This window comes from Ulvibacterium sp. (genome assembly GCF_965248315.1).
GTDB lineage: Bacteria > Bacteroidota > Bacteroidia > Flavobacteriales > Flavobacteriaceae > Ulvibacterium.
Window position 1 is genome coordinate 3,694,727 of the sequence record NZ_CBDFIX010000002.1, and the last position, 16,733, is coordinate 3,711,459.

Annotated in this window: 17 protein-coding genes; 5 read left to right on the forward strand and 12 right to left on the reverse strand. The window is 40.9% G+C overall.

What is annotated here, in order from left to right:
• Positions 1–9: 9 nt before the first annotated feature.
• The gene (locus ACP2AF_RS17475; RefSeq protein WP_425237430.1) at positions 10–1,146 is read right to left on the reverse strand and encodes a glycerate kinase; all 1,137 of its coding nucleotides are present in this window, start codon (positions 1,144–1,146) and stop codon (positions 10–12) included.
• A gap of 68 nt (positions 1,147–1,214) precedes the next feature.
• Here ACP2AF_RS17475 and ACP2AF_RS17480 point away from each other — a divergent pair, with 68 nt between their 5' ends.
• Complete coding sequence (locus tag ACP2AF_RS17480; protein WP_425237431.1) at positions 1,215–1,451, forward strand: DUF6095 family protein; 237 nt, start codon at positions 1,215–1,217, stop codon at positions 1,449–1,451.
• A gap of 28 nt (positions 1,452–1,479) precedes the next feature.
• On the opposite strand, the gene ACP2AF_RS17485 is transcribed toward ACP2AF_RS17480, so the two are convergent.
• Complete coding sequence (locus ACP2AF_RS17485) at positions 1,480–2,172, reverse strand: DUF4294 domain-containing protein (protein WP_425237432.1); 693 nt, start codon at positions 2,170–2,172, stop codon at positions 1,480–1,482.
• 103 nt (positions 2,173–2,275) lie between these two features.
• On the opposite strand from ACP2AF_RS17485, the gene ACP2AF_RS17490 reads away from it, so the two are divergent.
• Positions 2,276–3,364 (forward strand): M42 family metallopeptidase, encoded by a 1,089-nt coding sequence (locus ACP2AF_RS17490; protein ID WP_425237433.1) that lies wholly within the window; start codon positions 2,276–2,278, stop codon positions 3,362–3,364.
• A gap of 45 nt (positions 3,365–3,409) precedes the next feature.
• On the forward strand, positions 3,410–3,958 hold the full coding sequence (locus tag ACP2AF_RS17495; RefSeq protein WP_425237434.1) for an NUDIX hydrolase: 549 nt from the start codon (positions 3,410–3,412) through the stop codon (positions 3,956–3,958).
• Here the strand turns inward: ACP2AF_RS17495 and hisS are convergent.
• The 6 genes from hisS to rpsF form a co-directional block, all read right to left on the reverse strand.
• Positions 3,953–5,329: a histidine--tRNA ligase gene (gene hisS / locus ACP2AF_RS17500; protein ID WP_425237435.1), complete on the reverse strand. Its 1,377-nt coding sequence runs from the start codon at positions 5,327–5,329 to the stop codon at positions 3,953–3,955. The genes ACP2AF_RS17495 and hisS overlap by 6 nt on opposite strands.
• 105 nt (positions 5,330–5,434) lie before the next feature.
• Positions 5,435–5,911 carry a DUF6495 family protein gene (locus ACP2AF_RS17505; RefSeq protein WP_425237436.1) on the reverse strand — a complete coding sequence of 159 codons (477 nt, stop codon included), beginning with the start codon at positions 5,909–5,911 and terminating at the stop codon, positions 5,435–5,437.
• Positions 5,912–5,970: 59 nt separating this feature from the next.
• Positions 5,971–9,129 carry a TonB-dependent receptor gene (locus ACP2AF_RS17510; protein ID WP_425237437.1) on the reverse strand — a complete coding sequence of 1,053 codons (3,159 nt, stop codon included), beginning with the start codon at positions 9,127–9,129 and terminating at the stop codon, positions 5,971–5,973.
• Positions 9,130–9,218: 89 nt separating this feature from the next.
• A complete protein-coding gene (gene rplI / locus ACP2AF_RS17515; RefSeq protein ID WP_425237438.1) occupies positions 9,219–9,671 on the reverse strand; it encodes a 50S ribosomal protein L9 in 453 nt (150 codons plus the stop codon).
• Between the two features lie 13 nt (positions 9,672–9,684).
• Positions 9,685–9,981 (reverse strand): 30S ribosomal protein S18, encoded by a 297-nt coding sequence (gene rpsR, locus ACP2AF_RS17520; RefSeq protein ID WP_100868856.1) that lies wholly within the window; start codon positions 9,979–9,981, stop codon positions 9,685–9,687.
• Positions 9,982–9,986: 5 nt separating this feature from the next.
• Positions 9,987–10,325, reverse strand: a complete 339-nt coding sequence (gene rpsF, locus ACP2AF_RS17525; RefSeq protein ID WP_425237439.1) for a 30S ribosomal protein S6 — start codon at positions 10,323–10,325, stop codon at positions 9,987–9,989.
• Positions 10,326–10,556: 231 nt separating this feature from the next.
• Here rpsF and ACP2AF_RS17530 point away from each other — a divergent pair, with 231 nt between their 5' ends.
• On the forward strand, positions 10,557–11,249 hold the full coding sequence (locus ACP2AF_RS17530; protein ID WP_425237440.1) for a LytR/AlgR family response regulator transcription factor: 693 nt from the start codon (positions 10,557–10,559) through the stop codon (positions 11,247–11,249).
• A 159-nt stretch (positions 11,250–11,408) separates the two neighbouring features.
• On the opposite strand, the gene priA is transcribed toward ACP2AF_RS17530, so the two are convergent.
• Genes priA through nadC form a run of 4 tightly spaced genes read right to left on the reverse strand, consistent with a single transcriptional unit; the run spans position 11,409 to position 16,139 of the window.
• On the reverse strand, positions 11,409–13,865 hold the full coding sequence (gene priA / locus ACP2AF_RS17535; protein WP_425237441.1) for a replication restart helicase PriA: 2,457 nt from the start codon (positions 13,863–13,865) through the stop codon (positions 11,409–11,411).
• 14 nt (positions 13,866–13,879) lie between these two features.
• Positions 13,880–14,317, reverse strand: coding sequence for a DUF2147 domain-containing protein (locus tag ACP2AF_RS17540; RefSeq protein WP_425237442.1), 438 nt, complete (start codon positions 14,315–14,317; stop codon positions 13,880–13,882).
• Positions 14,307–15,281, reverse strand: coding sequence for a YihY/virulence factor BrkB family protein (locus tag ACP2AF_RS17545; protein ID WP_425237443.1), 975 nt, complete (start codon positions 15,279–15,281; stop codon positions 14,307–14,309). Before ACP2AF_RS17545 ends, ACP2AF_RS17540 begins: the two co-directional genes overlap by 11 nt.
• Positions 15,282–16,139: a carboxylating nicotinate-nucleotide diphosphorylase gene (gene nadC, locus ACP2AF_RS17550; RefSeq protein WP_425237444.1), complete on the reverse strand. Its 858-nt coding sequence runs from the start codon at positions 16,137–16,139 to the stop codon at positions 15,282–15,284.
• 120 nt (positions 16,140–16,259) lie between these two features.
• Between nadC and rlmH the strand changes: the two genes are divergently transcribed.
• Positions 16,260–16,733, forward strand: coding sequence for a 23S rRNA (pseudouridine(1915)-N(3))-methyltransferase RlmH (rlmH, locus tag ACP2AF_RS17555; RefSeq protein WP_425237445.1), 474 nt, complete (start codon positions 16,260–16,262; stop codon positions 16,731–16,733).

The window sequence follows — 16,733 nt, forward strand, 5'->3', positions numbered from 1 at the left end:
CCAATTTTCTTAAACCCCGGTCAAATTTTTAAAAAAAGTAGAGATGGCTTTTTCCGTTAATGCTGCAGCATTTTCCATATTGTATTCTAAAGGCTTGGAGGCATCCCTGATTTCTAAAATTTCTGTTATATGTAGTGAGGTAAGTTTTTCGGCAGCTACCTCTGTTTGTCCGCAGACCACTATCACTGGAACCTCATGGTTTTTTCCTAAATCCACAACTCCCTTAATTAACTTTCCGTGTAACGTTTGATTATCGAATTTTCCTTCACCTGTAATGACGTAGTCCATTTTTTCTTCTTGTAGCAGTTCTTTTACTTGGGCCAGATCTAACACAAAGTCAATTCCGGAGATAAATTCGGCATTTAGAAAAGCTTGTAGCCCATAGGCCGTTCCACCAGCAGCTCCTGCTCCTGGGTTCCGTGCCACATTCTTGCCTAAATTACCCTGAACTACGGCATCCAAATTGCGTAGTCCCTCATCCAACGTATTGATTTCCGAATCATTGGCTCCTTTTTGTCGTGCATAAATATGCGCGGCTCCTTTTGCTCCATACAGCGGGTTGTCCACATCGTTTACTGCATAAAAGGAAATACCATTTGGGCTTAGAACTGCTTCCTCATTTTTAATGGTCCTTATTTTTAATAGGTTTTCCCCATTGGGTTCTAAATCGTTGCTTGAATCATCCAAAAACCGATAACCCAACGACCGGGCTATTCCAGTACCCCCGTCATTGGTGGCACTACCGCCCAGACCCACGTAAATGGAAGTAGCGCCTTTTAAAATGGCGTCCCTTATTTGAAGTCCGGTGCCATAAGTAGAGGTTTTCATGGCACTGAGTTCGTGAACCTGTAAGAGTTCCAAGCCGGAGGATTTGGCCAATTCAATATAGGCAACCCGATTTACATGGTTTAAAAGATAGTCTGCCTTTATTCTTCTGCCCAGTGGGTCAACTGTATCCACGGTAACCACCTCGCAATCCAAGTTTTCGGCTACAGCATTTAAAAAGCCATCTCCACCATCTGAAGCTAGTACGGGATACAAATTTGCATCCGGAATTATTTTTTTTATGCCATTTGAAATCGCTGCGATCACCTCCTTGGTCCCAAGGGAACCTTTAAATTTATCCGGAATAATAAGTATGTTCATAATAGTGCCTTGTACATCTAAATATAGGCCATATTCCTTACATTTGACTATTGATTTTATTGTCCACCATGGGAACCAACAAAAATTTGTTAATTAAAGGAGTAAAGTTTCTTTTCTATACCATTATCCTGATGTTCACCGCTCCCGTGGCACTTTTTCAGGCCTTTAAAAATCAGGAGCACCCCTGGTTCTGGCCTGTACTAATTTTAGGTCTGATCCTTGCCGCAGTGGCCATTTCGCTAGGATTCTATAGCATCAAATTATTTATGGACGCCTTGTTTGGCAAAAAAATTCGGGATAATTAGCAAGTCCGGAGTTGAAGAGCCCAAAAAATTAATTTTTCTTTTGCTTATCCGTTGCTTTGTTCCACTTGTTATTCAACGCTGCGTAGTCATAATCCAAAACCGATTCTTGCCGCTCCAATCGGTACGACGCAAAGGCACGTTGTAAAATATCCTCGATCAAATAATCTTCGTGTACCAAATCTGGGTGGAATTCCTCCTTAATACTGATCTTAAATAATTTAGCCGTGGTTTGATACCAAAAAGCGCGCCAACCACTGCGCAATTGCTTCACCAGGTTAAAAGCTGTCTTTCCGGTTTGGCGATAGATTAGTTTTACTAGTATTTGCCCCTCGGTCCGTGTGAGCTTTTTGAGTTCTTCGGAAAACTCCCCTTCAATATACTTTTGGACTTTTTTTGTGTATTTTTTTCGTTTCCTCTTTTTTTTGATTTTTGAAAGACTATCATTCAGCTCCACCAAACGTTCCGCCGCCAATTTAGCATAAGGGTAAACTTTCAGCGTTTTACGCCTCAATATATAGTAGCGCAATTTTTCTCTATAGGAACCGAATTCGAGCTTACTGAATACATAGACCTCATCCAAGGCTATGGAGCTCTGTAAAAGGGAATCCCCTTCTACAATAATGAACTTTTCAGCAACCGAATCCAAGGCCTTGTCCTTTATTTGTGCGTTTGCAGAAATAAAAACCGCAGAAAATAGGACCCATACAATTCTTTCTCTCATAAACTCAGTTCGGTAATACCCTCGCCAAAATTAACGATAAATAATCGCCCGTATTATTAATTAAAAGTGAATATTGCTAAGTTTGTATTCAAACAAAGACTACATGAGCGAAAAAAAAATATTGACCAAAAAGTCCCTCGATTTTTTTGAAAAATATCTAAACAACGCCTCTCCAACGGGATATGAATGGGAAGGGCAAAAACTATGGATGGACTATTTAAAACCCTACGTGGATACTTTCATCACGGATACCTATGGGTCGGCTGTTGGAGTCATCAATCCCGATGCTGAATACAAAGTGGTCATTGAAGGGCATTCCGATGAGATTTCATGGTATGTAAACTACATTACGGATGATGGTCTTTTGTACGTTATCCGAAATGGGGGAAGCGACCACCAGATAGCTCCTTCCAAATGGGTAAACATCCATACTAAAAACGGTATGGTAAAAGGTATTTTTGGATGGCCAGCCATCCATACTCGGGACAGAAGCAAGGAACAACCCCCAAAACTGGATAATATTTTTATAGACATAGGCGCCAAGGACAAGGAAGAAGTAGAAAAAATGGGAGTTCATGTGGGCTGTGTGATCACCTACCCGGATGAGTTCCATATCCTGAACAAGGATAAATTCGTTTGTCGCGCCATTGACAATAGGGCCGGTGGATTTATGATAGCCGAAGTAGCGCGTTTGCTTCATGATAACAAAAAAAAGTTGCCTTTTGGGCTCTATATCACGAACTCCGTTCAGGAGGAAATAGGACTTCGTGGAGCCGAAATGATTACCGAGACTATACAGCCCAATGTGGCCATTATTACGGATGTTTGTCATGACACTACCACCCCGATGATCGATAAAAAGAAACAAGGCCATACCGAAATTGGGGCCGGGCCGGTAATTTCCTATGCACCCGCCGTACAGAACAAGCTTCGGGAGCGTATTATTGAAACAGCGGAAAAGAACAAAATCCCCTTTCAGCGCTTGGCAGCTTCGAGATTCACGGGGACGGATACCGATGCCTTTGCCTATAGTAACGGTGGGGTAGCCTCGGCTTTGATTTCCCTGCCTCTTAGGTATATGCATACTACTGTAGAAACCGTTCACCGCAATGATGTTGAGAATGTAATCCGATTGATTTATGAAACCGTTTTAAATATTGAAAGCGGAGAGACATTTAGCTACTTTGAGTAAGTAGATCTGACCCTTACATTAAATAACCCTATTTTGTAGCACAACATGGACGAGCTTGTTGACATTCTGGATGACATGGGTAACCTAACGGGAAAGACGGCGATGAAGTCCATGGCACATGCCAAGGGATGGTTTCATCCTACCATTCATGTTTGGTTGTACACCGAAGATGGAAAGGTCTTAATACAACAACGCGGAAAGGACAAGGATACCCACCCCCTACTCTGGGATGTTTCCGTAGCGGGTCATATTGGCGCAGGGGAAGATATTGAGGTTTCGGCAATCCGTGAAGTGGAAGAAGAAATAGGGCTTTCCATTTCCAAAAAAGATTTGGAGAAAATTGGTGTTTTTAGTTCAGTCCACAAACATCGTGAAGATTTGATCGATTGTGAATTCCATCACACCTTTTTATGTGAATTGAAGCTTCCTTTGGAAAAACTAAAAAAGCAGGATAGCGAAGTAGCACAGTTAGATTTGATTCCGCTCCTCCTATTTTCCGAAGAAACTCGAGGAGTCGAGGATATTAGGAAATACGTGCCTCATGAAATTTCGTATTACCAAAAGATGGTACAGGAAATACAGAAAAGGTTATAGAGAAGCTCCGAAATCTTTCCCAGACTCGAGAGAAAAGGTTTCTTGCTCCCCGCTACTCATATTTTTTACTACAAAGGTATTTTCCTTTAGTTCTTTTTCGCCGAGCAATATAACATAAGGAACATTTCGATTATTGGCGTATTTAAATTGCTTTTGGATTTTGGCTTTGGTCGGATATAAATCGGCTTTGATTCCTGAATTTCGAAGCGTGCCGATCAATTTTAGGGAGGCCAGTGCTTCCTTCTCTCCAAAGTTAAGACAGAGTACTTGTATCGACTGTTCCAAGGTAGGGGGAAAAAGATCCAATTCCTCCAATACCAGGTAAATACGATCCAACCCAAAGGAAATCCCTACACCACTCACATTCTTTAAACCAAAGATTCCCGTAAGGTCATCATATCTACCGCCACCTCCTATGGATCCCATTTTTACTCCCTCCGGGGAACCTACTTCCAAAATAGTCCCAGTATAGTAGTTGAGTCCGCGAGCTAGGGTAACATCCAGTGAAAGTTGTGCGGATTGTAGGCCAATTTCATTGATTGTTCTCATTATGGATTCCAATTCCTCAATACCCTCCAAGCCTTGTTCGGAATCTTGCAACAAGCCCTTGAGTATGTTTAATTGTTCCTCGCTATTTCCAGAAAGTGAAAACAAGGGAGCTGCCTTGGCTATGGATTCTTCGGAAATACCTTTTTCCAACATTTCCTTTTTTACCCCTTCCTCTCCTATTTTATCCAACTTATCCAGAGCAACGGTGAAATCCATCAAGAGCTGTTTTGCCCCTATGATTTCTGCAATGCCGGCCAAAACCTTTCTATTGTTCAATTTAATATGAACACCTTCCAGTTTTAAATCGGTGAAAACGGCATCGTACAATTGTATCAATTCCACTTCCTGTAAAAGTGAATTTGCACCGACTACATCAGCATCACATTGATAAAACTCACGGAACCTTCCTTTTTGGGGGCGGTCTGCCCGCCATACGGGTTGAATTTGATAGCGTTTAAATGGAAAGTCGATTTCGTTCTGATGCATCACCACATAACGCGCAAAGGGAACAGTTAAGTCATAGCGGAGGGCTTTTTCAGTTATTTTTGGGGTCAATGAAGTGGAATTCTTGGAACCGTACGTAGCATCATCAACCTTGTTTAGAAAATCCCCCGAATTTAAAATCTTAAAAATGAGACGATCACCCTCGTCCCCATATTTACCCATTAAGGTCTCCGAGTTTTCAAAAGACGGGGTTTCAATAGGTTGAAAACCGAAAATCTGAAAGTGTTTCTTAATAGTGTCAAAAATGTAATTACGCCTATTGACCTCGGCAGGGGAGAAATCCCGTGTGCCTTTGGGTATGCTTGGTTTTTGTGCCATTGTAAATTTTTATTACTACCATGTCCTGGGCATAGACTTGGAAGTCACATTCTGAAATCCGAACAAATATAATTCTTTACGGTCTGTTACCAAGCTCTCGGATTGTCAGGGAGCTTGTATTACCTTTTCAAACCATTGATATAGTTCACCTTTCGTAATAACGGCCCCTTGTTTAATTAGATTAAACTTGTCCAAGTTCTTATCCTCGGAATAGGCTTTGGAAGCTGTGAGGTACTCCACATAATCGGATTGCCAGTTCTTCTTAAACCAGTTGAACCCAGCTTTCGTAGTTAAATCGGCCTCCGGATTCATAACCTTTACGGAAATCAATTTCATCTCTTTCTCGGAACAATGAAACAGATGCATATGTTGTGCCGAGACATTTTCCAAATACCCGACCTTGATCAAAACACCTTCCCAAATAAGGTCGCTAAAGACATCCAACTCCCCTTCGGCTACTTGAGGTTTTTCTTCTTTTAAGGTTTTCCATTCATCGGATGTAATGGACTGGGTGGCCAGAAAGTTAATAAACTCCTTATGCAGCTCTTCCAATTGTTGCTTAGTAAGCCTTGTGTACTTCATTGGGCAAAATTAAAAAGGCCATGCACTTAGCATAGCCTTTTCTGGTAATTTTTTATGCTTTAAAAGATATAACGCAATCCGAATTGTACCTGCCACCTGGACAAGAGGCTGGAATCAAAACCAAAAGTATCCGTCAAGGCGGGGTTAAATGTATAGGTCGGAACATTATTGGCATCCACTGAAACGGACAATGGGTTTAGGTTATTGGGTTGCTGCACCACTCCCCAATCCGAATTAAGCAGGTTGCCAAAATTGAGGATATCTATACTAAACTGAACGGTATGAACTTTGTCATCCGTAACGTTAAAATTATAGTCCTGAAGAATCTTAACGTCCCATCTGCTCCTCCATGGTGCTAGGGCACCATACCTATCAAAATACTCCCCCCTGTTGTCGCTCAGGTAATCATCCTGTTGGATAAAGGCCTCAAAGGCTTCTGCCTGACCTGGACCTGAAAACTGCATCTGTTGCACCTCCGAGGCAGTGGGAATATAAAGTAAATCGTTGTTTTGAAATGAACTATCGTTATTGATGTTTCCTGCATAAGTATAATTGAACCTACCACCTTGTGCATATTCAAAAAAGGTGGAGACCGTGGTGGCCCATTTATCGTTCCCATAGCGGAACTGCTTTGAGCCGACACCAATAAATCTATGGGTATCCCCATATCTTGAGAATGATAGCACGTCATCGTTGGCGTTGCCCGAAATGGGGTTGAAATCAAAGGCATCCCCGGTAATCTCTGCTTCAATGGAGTTTACATCCTTAGCGTTCAAATAGTTATAGGCCAGGCTGGCAAACAAACCATTGTTCCATGTTTTCTGTGCTTTAATAGTGGCATTCCAGATTCTTCCCTTATCCGAATTTGTAAAGACGTAGGCATTGTTTCCTTTATCCGAATCTGCATAAACCGGGCGATTATCCCCAGGGGCATTTAAGGTCAAGGAAGGATTGCGTAGACCCCAGTTCTGAACATGGGCACCATTGATATCCTTAGTGTAGGATATGTCTGCCGATAAAATGACACCATTGTCCAAGCGATGATCACCACCTATATTGGTACGCCATACTTGGGGCCATTTGAAATCCGGGTCCACGATTTGGTAAAAGAAGAAATCCAATCCTTGTACCTGGTTACCCAACCAGACAAAAGGAAATCTACCTGTAAATATTCCACTTCCCCCACGAATTTGTGTAGTTTGATTTCCTTTAACATCCCAATTGAACCCCACCCTTGGAGAAATCAGAAAGTCATTATTTGGTAAGGTCTCTGAATCCAAAGTGGTCTCCTGATCGGTCTGTGGATTAAAATATACAATAGACGGGTCAAACGTAAAGGGTTTACGGGCAATGTTCTCCCGAATCTTATCTTCAGTATCAAAGTACAGTGGTTTGTCAAAGCGTACTCCATAGGTAAGCTTGAAGTCTGTTGTAACATTCCATTCGTCCTGAAGATAAAAGGCCAACTGGCCCACATTTGTTTCAGCCAATGCCCATCCTCCATCATTACCAACTCCAGCAGCGTTACTATTTGTGAAAATAGCCTGGGCATTGGCCAAGGCAGCGGCCAATGTTCCGTCATTGGCATCAGTTAAAAAGGCGGCTAGATCTGGGTAAGCGGCAAAAGCACCTACTTCCTGATTAAAATCGCCGTCTTCATCAAAGCCATAGGCCCCAAGGTTAAAGGAATTATCGAATTGGAATTTCTCAAAAGAGAAACCGGCGGTCAATGTATGATTCCCCAAAAAGTAGTTGAAATTGTTCGTAACCTGAAAAACTTTCTGATCTAATCTATTATTTATGGAAAAAGGTTCATGACCCGTAATAATGTAATTACTGCCCGCCCCATCTTGTATTGTTATGGCAGGTGCCGGACTGGATAATGGATTCCTAAAATCATCAAAATGTGTATAGCCTACCTGCAGTTTGTTGGTAGCATTGTCACCAATAGTGGAATTCAGTTCCACTTGAACGGACTGAATATTATTGTTGATTTCGTATCCGGAATTTTCAAATTGAAGGGTTTGAAAGCTAGGACCCCGTATACCCAGGGCCGTCGGATGCGCAGGCTTTTCCTTGGCGGCATCCAAAAAATTATAGATTATGGCCAATCGATTTTTATCATTGATATTCCAGTCAAGTTTCAAAATACCTTTGGTAGATTCGGCACCGTATGTAAAACCTTGATACCTGCCAGTATCATAGCCTAATCCGGAAAGTGCGGATTGGACGGCTATCAAATCGGTTTCCAGTACCCGCGACTCGTTTATCGCTCCAGAACCGGTGTTGGGAATCCAACCATTGGAGCCTAAATCATCGCGCTCATCTCTTTCAAAATTGGCAAAAAAGAATAGTTTGTTCTTAACGATAGGTCCACCGATACTAAAACCATATTGATTTTGCTTAAGGTCTGGCTTTACCACATCCTCACCCTTAATTTTTCCACCGGTCAAACTTTCATTTCTGAAAAATCCATATACCGTACCATGAAATTCATTGGTTCCGCTTTTGGTTACCGCATTTATGGTAGCCCCTGTAAATCCAGACTGTGTTACATCATAAGGAGCCAGGGAAACCTGTATTTGATCAATGGCATCCAAAGAGATGGGTTGAGCGTCCGTTTGTCCACCAGGAGTAGGTGCATCCAGACCAAACGGATTATTGAAAATTGCCCCGTCCAGGGAAAAATTATTAAACTGGTCATTTCTTCCACCAAAAGAATTACCGGTAGAGGATGGTTCAAGTCTGGTGAAGTCCTGAGCAGATCTTGAAATAGTAGGAAGTTTGGTCAATTCCCTCCTACCTACGGAGGTTTCTGCACCTGTTCGGTCGCTTCCAAAAGTACTTCCACGATCAGAGATAACGATTACTTCGTCCAAAGCCTGGCTCTCCGAAGCCAGCTTTACATCTATGGTAAAGGTCTTACCCAAAGTTAGGTAAACATCATTTTGCACTTGATCTGTAAAGCCCACATAAGAAACTGTTACTTCATATGGGCCGCCTACACGAAGGTTCAGCATTTTAAAAAGTCCGTCCTCATTGGTTATGGCCCCATATTTGGTGCCCGTTGGAGTGTGGACAGCTACAACATTAGCTCCCAACAGAGCTTGGTTTTGGTCATCGACCACCGTTCCACTGATATTGGAGGTGGTTACTTGTGCCGTCATGGAATATACCATTAAAAGCAGCACAATGCTTAAGTAAATGTTTCTTATCATCGCTGGAATTTGAGTTAGTACCGCAAAAATAAGGTAAAAAAAAAGAGCTATGCATGCACAGCTCTTTAAAGTTTTAATTTTTATTAAGATTATTTCTGCTCAGCTATAACTTCGAAAGGAAAGTCTACAACTACTTCACGGTGCAATCTTACCTGTGCATTATAGGGTCCCGTACGTTTTACGGTACCTCCCTGAATGGCAATGTACTTTTTATCTATTTCGTGACCTTCTTTTTGAAAAGCCGCAGCTAGGTCAACTGTTGTAATAGAACCAAAAAGCTTATCTCCTCCTCCTGTTTTAGCAGGTATTTTAAGTTCCAGCCCTTTTAATGCTTCTGCTGTCTTATTGGCAGCCTCTACGATGGACTTCTCCTTATGCGCCCGTTGCCTTAAGGTCTCTTCCAAAACCTTTTTGGCAGAGGCGGTTGCCATAGTGGCCAATCCATTGGGAATAAGGTAATTTCTACCGTAACCATTTTTTACACTTACCAAATCGTCCTTGAAACCCAAGTGTTCTACGTCTTGCTTTAATATAACTTCCATCTTCGGTCTCTTTTTATTTTAACAAATCTCCCACGTAAGGCATTAATGCCAAATGACGGGCACGCTTTACAGCTTGCGCCACCTTTCGTTGATATTTCAAAGAAGTACCGGTAAGCCTTCTAGGAAGTAATTTCCCTTGTTCGTTGACCAATTTCATCAAGAAATCCGGATCCTTATAATCAATATATTTAATACCGGATTTTTTGAACCTACAATACTTTTTCTTGGTATTGGTCTCAATGTTCAAAGGGGTTAAATACCGGATTTCCCCGTCTTTTTTGCCTTTTGCCTGTTGTTGTAATGTTGCCATGTTCTTTACACTTTAGCTTTTAACCTTGTTCTTCTTTTTTCTGCCCATTCAATGGCATGTTTGTCCAATCTCACCGTTAGGAAACGCATTATGCGCTCGTCCCTTCTAAATTCTTGCTCGTATGGGCCTATAGCTTCGCCCGGGGCGGTAAATTCGAACAAGTGGTAAAAGCCACTTTTTTTGTTTTGTATGGCATAGGCCAGTTTTTTGAGCCCCCAGTTTTCCTTGGAGACCATTTTGGCGCCATTCTTAATTAAGAAATCCTCAAATTTCTTAACTGTTTCCTCTATCTGCGTATCAGATAGAACGGGATTTAAAATGAAAACAGTTTCGTAATGGTTCATATGAATCTATATTTTTTAGGAGCGCAAAAATAAGAATATTTAGCACACTTCACAAGAAAACGAAAAAATCTTCGTTATAGACTAACAATCGTTAAAATTGAACTTAACCAAATCTTAAACTATGGTCATTGCCAATTACACAGGATTCCGTACAATGTTTACAACTTTTATTGTAGTTGAACGGGTTTTTTCAGTAATTTGTCGATGATTTAACCCCACAAATCAACCTTTATGAAATTAAGAAGCATTATTGTTGACGATTCGTCGATGCAGCGAATGGCAGTCGCCAAGCTAGTCAACAACCACCCAAATCTTGCAATGGTTGCCGAATATAGCAATGCGATAGAGGCAAAAAACGGTATTAAGAATAATGAAATCGACTTAATTTTTCTTGATGTTGAAATGCCTATCATCAATGGATTTGACCTACTCGAATCCCTAGAAAACAGTCCTCAAGTAATCTTGATTACCGGAAAACCGGATTATGCCCTAAAAGCCTTTGACTACGATGTTACGGATTATTTGCACAAACCCATTACTATGGCCCGTTTTGATGCTTCCGTAAGACGAGCGGTAGCCAAGTATGAGCAGATGCATAAGGTGAATGAGGATGAGGAGCACATTTTTGTGAAGAGCAACCTCAAAAAGAGAAAAGTTGTTCTTAACGATATTAAGTGGATAGAAGCATTGGGAGATTACATTAAATTGGTAACGGATGAGGCCAATATTGTAATTTTATCAACAATGAAATCCTTTGAAAAACAATTGCCCCAAGAAAAGTTTCTACGAATTCATAAATCCTATATTGTGAATTTGGAAAAAGTAGAAAAGTTCAACAGTAAAAATGTTGAAGTAAGTGGCCGATCTATTCCGTTAAGTCGAAATAAGAAAACGGAACTGGCAGAAGCATTGAGCAACGTCTAGCACTTCTACTATATTACAATATATGAAACCGTCGCTTCCTATAAGAAGTGGCGGTTTTGGTTTGTAACCAAAAATTAGTAAAACATTCCCAATAGGGTTTGTATCCTATTTGTACGTTAATATAATAGAGGCTCAATTCCCGGAGATTATGGCGATTGGTTAAATATGGTCCACATTGTAGATTACACGTACGCCCCTGTACTGCGAAATGGCATTGAACGAACTTTCTATTTTTTTGACATTGTCCTTGGTCCGTGATATTGCCCTATCCCTATTGATTTTTATCAAAACGTTTTTTAGATATTGATTTCGGATCCTGGCCACAGGCGGATATTCCGGCCCTAATACACTTTCGCCAAAAACATTCCTAAGAGATCTTGCAAACCATTCGGCCGCTTCATTCAGGATGTTGAAATTTTTGTGCTTAAACGTGATTCTGATTATTCTGTTTATAGGCGGGTATTTATACACTTGCCGTTCATAGATTTGTTCGGCGTACATACCCATGTAGTCATTCGTGGATACCTGTTTTAGGATTTGATGATAAGGATTATAGCTTTGAATTATGACTTTGCCCCTTTTCTTAGTGCGACCTGCCCTACCGGCAACTTGGGTCATAAGCTGAAACGCCCTTTCATGGGCCCTATAGTCCGGAAAATTAAGCAGTGAATCCGCATTCATGATTCCCACCAGGTTTACATTTCTAAAATCCAACCCCTTGGTCAGCATTTGAGTCCCAACAAGGATATCGATTTCCTGCTGTTCAAAAGCCGTGATTATTTTTTCATAACCATGCTTTCCCCTAGTGGTGTCCAAATCCATACGCGCAGTTTTGGCGTTGGGAAACAACTCTTGAAGTTCTTCCTGTATTTGTTCGGTTCCAAAACCCTTGGTATCCAGAGTAGGGCTACCACACGCTTGACACGTTTCCTGTAGCGCCATGTGATAACCACAATAATGACAGCGCAATTGCTTCCTATATTGATGATAGGTTAGGCTTACATCACAATTGGGGCATTGTGGTGAGTGTCCGCATGTGGTACATTCCACAATTGGGGCATAACCTCTTCTGTTTTGAAAAATGATAATCTGCTCATGGGTATCCAAGGTTTCGGTAATCTCTTCCAAAAGACGTTCCGAAAAATGTCCTTTCATTTTTCGTTTTCGTGTTTGCTCCTTTAAATCCACCAATTCAATATCGGGCATAAGAACATTGCCAAAACGTCTATTAATACTAGCATAACGATATTTACCGGTCTGTACATTGTAAAAACTTTCAATGCTAGGTGTTGCAGAACCCAAAAGGATATTAGCCCCATGAAGGTTTCCCAATACTATGGCCGTATCCCTAGCGTGATATCTCGGTGCCGGATCAAATTGCTTAAAGGAGCTTTCATGCTCTTCATCAACTATAATGAGGCCTAAGTTTGTATAGGGCAGAAACAAGGCGGACCTGGCACCGATTATAATTTGGGCCTTTGCTTCCATGGACAACACATTGTTCCAGACCTCTACCCGCTCGTTTAAGCTATATTTGGAATGATAAACCGACACTTTTTCACCAAAATAATCCCTTAACCTAGCTATTAGCTGTGTGGTAAGGGCAATTTCCGGCAAAAGATATAAGGCTTGTTTTCCTGAAAGAATACTTTGTTCTATCAGCTTTATGTAGACTTCGGTCTTGCCTGATGATGTTACGCCCTGTAACAAGCTAACTTTTTGTTCCTCAAAACTTTGCAAAATATCATCCAAGGCACTTTTTTGGATTGGGTTTAGCGATTTTATTTCTGCCTCCCCCTTGTTTCCTTCATAGACCACCCGATCCGTGCGTATAAAATACTCTTCCAAAACCCCTTTTTCTATTAAAGCCTTGATTACTGCTTTGGAACTGTTTCCGGCCTTTTCCAGGTCGGCAACTTTTACAGGTGCATTTTTGTTAGCCTGAAGCTGAAATAATGCAAGCACTACCTGACTTTGTTTGGGCGCCCGAGTAAGGGATGCCAGTAGCCCTTCCAGTTTTTCTTCTGAGAGATATTCGTCACCAAGTTTTACATAGCGAACCAATTTGGGCTTGTACTGCTCATAAACTTCTTCTTTTAGAAGGATGACGTTTTTCTTTAATAATCGGTTCAGGATAGGCAACGCATTTTTTCGATCTACTATAGCTGCCACCTCATTCGCCCTTAAAAAGGATTGATGTTGCAATGCTTCAAATACCAAAAACTCGTCATCCTTAAGATCATGCTCGTTTACTTGAACATCTTTATTTTTTAAAACCAATGTCTCGCTCTCCAACAAAAATGCACTGGGCAGGGCGGTCCTGAAAACCTCTCCTAACGTGCACATATAGTACTCTGCAATCCATTTCCAATGTTCTAACTGAATAGGGTTTACAAGAGGTCTTTCATCTAAAATTTCATGGATTTCCTTGGCCTCATAGGCTTCGGGAGGGGTGGTATGAACCTCATATACCAATGCGGTATATATTTTGGATTTCCCAAAAGGTACGGCGACCCGGATTCCCGGGGTCAGCCATTCAGCTTCGGCTCGGGAGATTCGATACGTAAAAAGTTTTTCTAAGGGAATCGGTAAAACTACATTGATAAAGTGCTGCATAGTTCCATCGCCTTCTATCCTTCAACCCTTATCCAAGTCTGGGTTCGGTATAAAAATGCCAAATAACCGCGCACCTTTAGTTCATCCCCATTTTTCGGGTTTAACCAAATTTTACACCTAAAGGTCATGCCCTGCTCGGGATCGAAGAGAGTCTTACCTTTCCACTCCCCATCTGTATTCTTCTTAAGGCTATCTATGATTTTCATTCCAACTATAGGCTTGTTCTTTCTTTCGCCATCACACTTTATGCAAACGGCATCCTCCTTGCCTTCTTCCAGAATCCTAATGATTTTCCCATGCATCAATCCATCCTTTTCATAAATATCAATAACGGCCTTGGGCTTTCCCGTTCTATCGTCAATGGTCTTCCATTTTCCGAAGACGCTTTGGGAGTTTGTCACACAGCTAAAAAACAAGCAAATACCTACCACAAAGAGTCTTCTAATTGCCATTCTTTCCATAGTTTTTTCTTAGGGAATTTAAAGAGGCGTTCAATTCAAAGCCAAGTAGCAATATATTGGAATTTAACCATATATATACCATTAAAATCAACAATCCACCTAAAGCTCCATATAATTCGTTATATCGGGCAAACTTTTCCACATAAACCCCAAATAAGTAGGAAGTTAGAATGAACAATAAGGTAGTCATAAGGGCTCCGGCCGAGAAAAAACGGGCTTTTTTTCCTTCTGTTGTACCAAAGTAATATAGCGTGGCAACGGTTAAGTAGGACAAAATAATAAAAAACAAAAATTTAGCGATCTGGACCCCCATAATATCGTCCTCTCCCAAAACGTAGCCTCCGGTCCTCGCAGCAAACTCGTTAAGATAGCCCAAAACATAAACCTCGAAATAGACAAATGCTACAAAACCCACGATTATCAGAATAGATAAGATCAAACCTACCATCAAGGCATACCCATATTGTCTAATAAAATTACGAGTAAGGTCTACATGATATGAATTTTCGAATCCTCCAAAAATGGCATTCACCCCATTGGCCATCAGAAAAATAGAAATCAAAAAAGCAGAGGACAACAGCCCGCCCCGTTTTTGATCCTTAATCTGTTGATAAATCTCCCCAAAGTACTCACCGGTTGCCGTGGGAAGGAACGATTCAAGAAAAGATAGAAACTCTGTATCAAAATCGGCATTTCCCAAACTGAGATAGGAAACCAAAAAAGGGACTAGCGTTACCATAAAAATCAAAAGGGGGAATAAGGCCATAAACAGACTAAATGCGATGGCGCTAGCACGGGTGGAAAGCGCTCCCTGAAAAATCCCGACAATGTACATTTCTATGAGATCGTAGGAAGAAAGCCCTTCAAAGCCCGGGAGCTTTATATGTTTTAAGAGGGTCGCCAATTTATTGATTATCGGAATCTTCTCGATTTTTTCTTCAATTTCCAACGACATCTAAACTGCTTTTAAGCTTAAATCCATATTATGGACCGAATGGGTCAACGCTCCCGAAGAAATGTAGTCGACCCCACATTCGGCATATTTACGAATGGTGCTTTCGTTTATGCCTCCGGAAGATTCGGTAAGGCAAGCATCTCCAATAGTAGCAACTGCCGTTCTCGTATCTTCATAATTAAAGTTGTCCAATAAAATTCGATACACTTCTGCGGATTCCAAAATTTGGTTTACTTCCTTCAAATTTCTGGCTTCCACAATGATTTTTAAATCTTTCCCCGTTTCTTTTAAATAGGCCTTGGTCTTTTGGATTGCCTGAGGAATACCACCGGCAAAATCAATATGGTTGTCCTTTAGCATAATCATATCATATAGGGCAAATCTGTGATTCTCGCCCCCTCCTATCTTTACAGCCCATTTTTCAAGGGCACGAATTCCAGGAGTAGTCTTTCGCGTATCCAAAATTTTGGTTTTTGTGCCTTCCAACAAATCGACATAAGATTTTGTTTTAGTGGCAATGGCACTCATACGTTGCATTGCATTGAGCACCAATCGTTCTGCCTTTAAAATATTTTGCGAACTTCCTGAAACATAAAATGCAATATCTCCATATTTTACTGCCGACCCGTCCTGTATTAAAACTTCTACTTCCATTTCCGTGTCCACAAGAGAAAAAACTTGTTTGGCAAAATCCACACCGGCCAAAATACCCGTGTCCTTTACTAAAAGTTTTGCTTTACCACTAGCTGAATCTGGAATACAGGCCAACGAACTATGGTCGCCATCGCCCACATCTTCTCGGATGGCATTCCGAATGATAATCTCCAACTCTTTTTGAAACTGTTCTTCTGAAATCATTAAGGAAAATTTGGTTCGGATAAAATTAGTGAAATGTTTTTTGGGTATTTTATTTAAATCCCAAAATGAATAAATGAGTTTTAAGTTATACTTTCAATCCTTAGCCATTACATTTGCAACGTGAAAATTAAAATGCTTGTCGTCGGGAAAACCGATAGTAAACCACTGTTCCAGCTAATTTCCGATTATGAAACTAGGTTGAAGCACTATATTAAATTTGAATTGGACATTGTTGCCGATGTTAAGAATGCTCAAAAGCTATCAGAGTCACAACAAAAGGACAAAGAAGGCGAGGCCATTCTAAAAAAACTAAGTTCCACGGATGTTTTGATTTTATTGGATGAAAAAGGGAAGGCCTACACTTCGGTCGAATTCTCCGAATTCCTGCAAAAAAAGATGAACTCCGGTATTAAACAATTGGTTTTTACCGTTGGTGGGCCTTATGGCTTTAGCGATGCACTCTATCAAAGAGCCCAAGGGAGTATTAGTCTTTCCAAAATGACATTTTCACATCAAATGGTACGTTTATTCTTTGTTGAGCAAATTTATCGTGCCTTTACGATTTTAAGGAACGAACCCTATCATCACAGATAA